Raw genomic sequence first — 5,451 nt, 5'->3', positions numbered from 1 at the left:
TCATCAATATGAAAAGTAAAAAACAAGTATTGTAAATACGAAATGACTCCAATAATTAGGACAACACCCGCTACACTTCCAAAAAAAACAATTTTATTGAGTGAATCAAACTTTACTAACCAAATCAACAACATTGGCCACAAAGCACGAACCGTTTTCTGCAAGGAATTGGCAAACATAACCAAAATCCCTGGAAGCGACTGACGTTGTGGTTGTGAAAAATCGACAGATTTATTCATGTTCTTCAGTTAGAAATGATTCAGTTGTTTGTTCTTCAATAGGTTCGTCTTTTTTTGGCGGATTGATTTTTTGTGAAACCAAATTCTTAATAAGCTGCGCATCTGCTAAAAGCAAACCTGGAATTTCTAAATCCGAACTACTGCCACCAGCAGTGAATAATTCAACAGAAGCCAAACCTAATTTTCGAGAAATAAATCCTTGATGTAAAGCTACATGTTGTACTCTATTAAAAGGAATAATTGTAGTCGTCTCCGAAATTAATCCAGATTTATAAATGGCATCATGTTCTCTAAAAGCGTAGCCTTTTTTGTGAAAACTAAATTTCGTAAACATGACTAATCCTGCTAAAAACAACACTAGTCCAACTAAAATTGCTATCCAAATCGTATTAAAAAAAGCATCTTGTTTGAAATAAAACAAAGTTGAAAATCCTCCAATCACCAAAATTAAAAGCAATGAAAAATTAAAAAGCAATACCGTAATATATTTGGGATTCAATCCTTTCAATTGCACTTCTTCAAATTTCGGAAGTTGGTTTATGTCGATGGGATTATTGGTGAAATTCATGTTTTAAATTATTTTCTTCTAAATTTTCAACTTTTATAAATTGATTTAAAACTTCTAACTCGTTTTCTTTAAAATCTTCAATTGGAAAATTAAAAACCTTATCTGTTTTCATAAGAGCAATAGCTAAATTATTGTTTTTAATTGCTACATATTTAATATCAGACTTTGAATAATCTTCAAAATAATTATTTTCAATAATTGTTACAAAATTTTGTTTAACAATCAAATGGTATTTTAATTGCTTCAGGTTTATAAAACTTAAAAACAATATGTTGTAAAAACTAAATTCTGGTAATTCTTTATGTTTTACTAAAACGAAAACGTAAGCTAAAATTGTGAAAACAAAAAGTATCATTAAAAAAAAATGAAATCCAGAAAATTTGTATTCATGTCTACCAATTATTGTCCAATCATTTTTATATTGTTTCCATTTCAAATACGAGTGATAAAATAATTGTATCAACAAGAATGAAATACAAAAAAACGATCCAACATAATTTAATTCCCACGAATTCTTAATCCATAAAAAAATAGAATAAAGAACTGTCAGAAAAACAGCAAATAATATAGAATAAAACGATTTTAATTTTAGCATCAAAATTTGATTAATTAAGGCAAATATTTCTTTTCAAAATTTGGTTTACGTTTTTCTAAGAACGCATCTCTTCCTTCTTTTGCTTCGTCTGTCATATACGCTAAACGTGTTGCTTCACCGGCAAAAACTTGCTGTCCTACCATTCCATCATCCGTCAAATTCATAGCAAATTTTAGCATTTTGATTGAAGTTGGTGATTTAGCTAGAATTTCTTGTGCCCATTCAAAAGCTGTGTCTTCCAATTCTGCATGTGGAATTACGGCATTCACCATTCCCATTTCAAAAGCATCTTGAGCCGAGTAATTTCTACCTAAGAAGAAAATCTCTCTCGCTTTTTTTTGTCCGACCATTTTAGCCAAGTAAGCCGAACCATAACCACCATCAAAACTCGTTACATCAGCATCGGTTTGTTTAAAAATTGCGTGTTCTTTACTCGCTAATGTTAAATCACAAACTACGTGAAGCGAATGTCCGCCACCAACAGCCCATCCCGGAACTACACAAATCACAGCTTTTGGCATAAAACGAATCATACGTTGTACTTCCAAAATGTTTAATCTGTGGTAACCGTCTTCTCCTACATACCCTTGATTTCCGCGAGCTTTTTGGTCGCCACCACTACAAAAACTCCAAATGCCGTCTTTAGAACTTGGTCCTTCTGCCGACAGTAATACTACTCCAATAGAGGTATCTTCTTGTGCATCGTAAAATGCCTCGATTAATTCTTTGGTTGTTTTTGGACGAAATGCGTTTCTAACATCTGGTCTATTGAAAGCGATTCTAGCAACGCCATCGCATTTTTTATACGTGATATCTTCGAATTCTCTTGCGGTTACCCAATTAATTTTGCTCATTTTTCAAGTATTTAAATAGATAATGGTAATTTTTATTAAATGTAAATTTCCGTAAAAATAATTCATTTTTTGCATTATATTGCAAGTTCAAAACAATAAGTCACATGAAAAAAATATATGTAGGATTCCTATTGAGTGCATCATTTTTTACAGCTACGGCTCAAAACTATGAATTTCAGAAAGTTAATGATGTGGAATGTTTGCCTGTTATCTCACAAGATATTACGGGAACTTGCTGGAGTTTCTCTACTTCTTCGTTTTTAGAGTCGGAAATTATTCGCTTAACGGGTAAGAAAATCGACCTTTCTGAAATGTATCAAGCGAGAACTACTTATCCTTTAAAAGCAGAAAACTATGTTTTACGTCAAGGAAAAGCTAATTTTAGTGAAGGTGCTTTGGCGCATGATGTAATCAACAGCGTAGCAAAATACGGATTAGTTCCGAACAATATTTATGATGGTTTAAGTGACGATACCAACAAACACAATCATGCTGAAATGGTTGCAGTTTTAGAGGCGATGTTGAAAACATATGTTGAAAATCCTGCAAAGAAATTATCTCCAAATTGGAAACAAGCTTTTAGTGCAGTTTTGGATATTTATTTAGGAAGTATTCCAACCAAATTTGAGTACGAAGGCAAAAATTATACGCCGAAATCATTTGCTGAATTTGCAAAAATTAAACCTGAAAATTATGTGACTTTGACTTCGTTTACACACGAAGCGAATTACAAACCGTTTATTTTGAATATTCCAGATAATTTTTCAAATGGAAGTATGTACAATTTACCGTTAGATGAATTTATCTCCAATATTGATAATGCTTTAGCTAATGGTTACTCGCTTTCTTTAGATTGTGATGTTTCAGAACCAACGTTTTCAGGAAAATATGGTGTTGCTTTTATTCCAGAAAAAGAAGAAGATACTAAAACGGGTTTGGCTGAAATTGTTGTTGAAAAGAAAATCACACCTGAATTCCGTCAACAAGAATTTGAAAACTTGACAACTACTGACGATCATTTAATGCACATTGTTGGAAAAGTTAAAGATCAAAAAGGAAATGTATATTACAAAGTAAAAAACTCTTGGGGAAGCGATGAAAAGAAAGTCGCAAACGGGGGTTATATCTATATGAGTGTGGCTTACATGAAATTAAAAGCAATTTCGGTTATGGTGCACAAAGATGGAATTTCAAAAGAAACTAAGAAGAAATTAGGATTGTAATATGATTTTCAAGTCGGCAGTAAGTAAACTGAATAAGTATATTTATATTGGAGTAATATTATTTCTATTAGTCTTAACAATTCCTGCTTTTTTTGAGGATTCTTACGAGCCATTTTTAGTACTATTTTCGATACATTTCTTAGTGATTTTATTCCTAATTTGGACGTATAAAACTACTTTTTACAAGATTGAAAACACAGATTTACATTGGAAATCGGGTCCTTTTAAAGGTAAAATTGATATAACTAAAATCAATAGAATTGAATATCATAAAGGAATTTATGTACCAACTATTTGGAAACCAGCATTGAGTCATATTGGTTTAATTATTACATATAACAAATATGATGATATTTACATTTCACCTGAAAAACAAGAAGAATTTATTACTACATTGCAACGCCTAAATCAAAATATTACGTTTAAGAATACTCCCTATGTTGAATAAAATAGTACTTGTAAGTTTAAGTTTACTACTTTTTAATTGCCAAAATAAACCCGACGAAAACAAAGAATCTACCTTAAAAGATAAAGAAGGTAATGTTTCTGAATATGCCGTAAACTTTACGCCACTAACTACCATTTACAAAAAAAGAATGGGGAATGAAATGGAGGCATTTTACGATAAAAAATTCAATGCAAAAGATTTCAGTGGTTCTTTTTTAGTAGCTAAAAATGGAGAGATTTTATACGAAAATTATAGTGGCTTCGCTTACAAAGAAAAAGGAGATTCTATTAAACAAAACACACCTTTACATATTGCATCGGTAAGTAAAGTTATTACTGCGGTAACGGTTTTGAAATTGGTCGATCAAAAGAAACTGGAATTAGACGCTACAGTAAAATCAATTTTACCTGAATTTCCGCACGAAGAAACTACAGTAAGAATGTTATTAAATCACAGAAGTGGTTTAAGAAATTATGCCTATTTTACAGATGATAAAGGTGTTTGGGATAAGAAAAAAACACTAACTAATCAAGATGTTTTAACGCTTTTAGCAACAAAAGATATTGGGTTAGAATCAAAGCCTGGAACGCGTTTTGGTTATTGTAATACGAATTATGCTTTATTGGCTTTAATCATCGAAAAAGTGACTAATAAAACGTATCCAAAAGTACTTCAAGAAATGATTTTTGATCCTTTAGATATGAAAAATACTTTCGTTTTTGATGATTTAAACAAAAAAGACGAAGTGAGTCAATCTTACAAAAACAATTACTTACGTTTGGCTTTTGAGTTTTTGGATCAAGTATATGGGGACAAAAACATCTATTCTACTCCGCGTGATTTATTGAAATTTGATTTGGCATTATATTCCGATAAGTTTTTAAGTGCCAAAATGAAGGAAGAAATGTACAAAGGCTACAGCTACGAAAGAAAAGGAACCAAAAATTATGGCTTAGGTATTCGAATGTTGGAATTTGAAACGGGTCAACAATACTTCTTTCACAATGGTTGGTGGCATGGAAACACTTCTTCTATGGTTACACTTCATAAAGATTCTGTTACTATCATTGCGTTATCGAATAAGTTTACTCGTAAAACATATCAAACAAAACGTTTAGCTCCAAAATTTGGCGATTATCCGTTTAAATTTAATGCAGAAGAAGGCGAATAATTAACCTATTTTCACCGAAGTCATCGTTAACGAACCTCCAACGGCTTTATCGTTAAAGAATTCCACTTTATCATTATCCGTTTGAAGTGCTAAAATGTATAATAATGGATAATAATGGTCGGGTGTTGGTATAGCTAAAGTAGCTGCTTTATGAAGTTTTTCATATTGAATTAACTCTTTATGAAAACCGTTTGAGATTTTATTTTTAAAGATGTCATTCATTTCTAAAGCCCAATCAAATCCGTATTCGGGTTCGTTGAGTTTATCCCAAGCTACCATTCGCAAATTATGGACCATATTACCACTTCCGATAATTAAAACTCCTTTTTTACGAAGTGCTAATAATTGTTTTG

Annotated in this window: 6 protein-coding genes and 2 pseudogenes; 3 read left to right on the top strand and 5 right to left on the bottom strand. The window is 31.5% G+C overall.

The window, feature by feature from the left end; all coding sequences use genetic code 11:
- The 4 genes and pseudogenes from L6Q46_RS12510 to L6Q46_RS12495 form a co-directional block, all read right to left on the bottom strand.
- Positions 1-239, bottom strand: a pseudogene (locus L6Q46_RS12510) (hypothetical protein); the annotation flags it as partial.
- The gene (locus tag L6Q46_RS12505) at positions 232-807 is read right to left on the bottom strand and encodes a PH domain-containing protein (protein ID WP_291284583.1); all 576 of its coding nucleotides are present in this window, start codon (positions 805-807) and stop codon (positions 232-234) included. The gene L6Q46_RS12505 and the pseudogene L6Q46_RS12510, both read right to left, overlap by 8 nt.
- Positions 791-1,162, bottom strand: a complete 372-nt coding sequence (locus L6Q46_RS12500) for a hypothetical protein (RefSeq protein WP_291284582.1) — start codon at positions 1,160-1,162, stop codon at positions 791-793. Before L6Q46_RS12500 ends, L6Q46_RS12505 begins: the two co-directional genes overlap by 17 nt.
- Positions 1,163-1,416: 254 nt before the next feature.
- Complete coding sequence (locus L6Q46_RS12495; RefSeq protein ID WP_291284581.1) at positions 1,417-2,256, bottom strand: 1,4-dihydroxy-2-naphthoyl-CoA synthase; 840 nt, start codon at positions 2,254-2,256, stop codon at positions 1,417-1,419.
- A gap of 104 nt (positions 2,257-2,360) precedes the next feature.
- On the opposite strand from L6Q46_RS12495, the gene L6Q46_RS12490 reads away from it, so the two are divergent.
- From L6Q46_RS12490 to L6Q46_RS12480, 3 genes are read left to right on the top strand one after another with little or no spacing between them, the layout of a single operon-like run.
- The gene (locus L6Q46_RS12490) at positions 2,361-3,479 is read left to right on the top strand and encodes a C1 family peptidase (protein WP_291284580.1); all 1,119 of its coding nucleotides are present in this window, start codon (positions 2,361-2,363) and stop codon (positions 3,477-3,479) included.
- 1 nt (position 3,480) lies between these two features.
- A complete protein-coding gene (locus L6Q46_RS12485; RefSeq protein WP_291284579.1) occupies positions 3,481-3,927 on the top strand; it encodes a PH domain-containing protein in 447 nt (148 codons plus the stop codon).
- Positions 3,917-5,098, top strand: a complete 1,182-nt coding sequence (locus L6Q46_RS12480; protein ID WP_291284578.1) for a serine hydrolase domain-containing protein — start codon at positions 3,917-3,919, stop codon at positions 5,096-5,098. Before L6Q46_RS12485 ends, L6Q46_RS12480 begins: the two co-directional genes overlap by 11 nt.
- Here the strand turns inward: L6Q46_RS12480 and L6Q46_RS12475 are convergent.
- A pseudogene (locus tag L6Q46_RS12475) lies at positions 5,099-5,451 on the bottom strand (4,5-DOPA dioxygenase extradiol); the annotation flags it as partial.

It is taken from the genome of Flavobacterium sp. (assembly GCF_023151265.1).
Lineage (GTDB): Bacteria > Bacteroidota > Bacteroidia > Flavobacteriales > Flavobacteriaceae > Flavobacterium.
This window is presented reverse-complemented; position numbering and strand designations above follow the sequence as displayed.

What these genes read in the sequence shown, in the direction of transcription:
- L6Q46_RS12480 (WP_291284578.1), top strand. Translation starts at nt 3,917, where the DNA reads ATGTTGAATAAAATAGTACTTGTAAGTTTAAGTTTACTACTTTTTAAT.
- L6Q46_RS12500 (WP_291284582.1), bottom strand. Translation starts at nt 1,162, where the DNA reads ATGATACTTTTTGTTTTCACAATTTTAGCTTACGTTTTCGTTTTAGTA.
- L6Q46_RS12505 (WP_291284583.1), bottom strand. Translation starts at nt 807, where the DNA reads ATGAATTTCACCAATAATCCCATCGACATAAACCAACTTCCGAAATTT.
- L6Q46_RS12490 (WP_291284580.1), top strand. Translation starts at nt 2,361, where the DNA reads ATGAAAAAAATATATGTAGGATTCCTATTGAGTGCATCATTTTTTACA.
- L6Q46_RS12495 (WP_291284581.1), bottom strand. Translation starts at nt 2,256, where the DNA reads ATGAGCAAAATTAATTGGGTAACCGCAAGAGAATTCGAAGATATCACG.
- L6Q46_RS12485 (WP_291284579.1), top strand. Translation starts at nt 3,481, where the DNA reads ATGATTTTCAAGTCGGCAGTAAGTAAACTGAATAAGTATATTTATATT.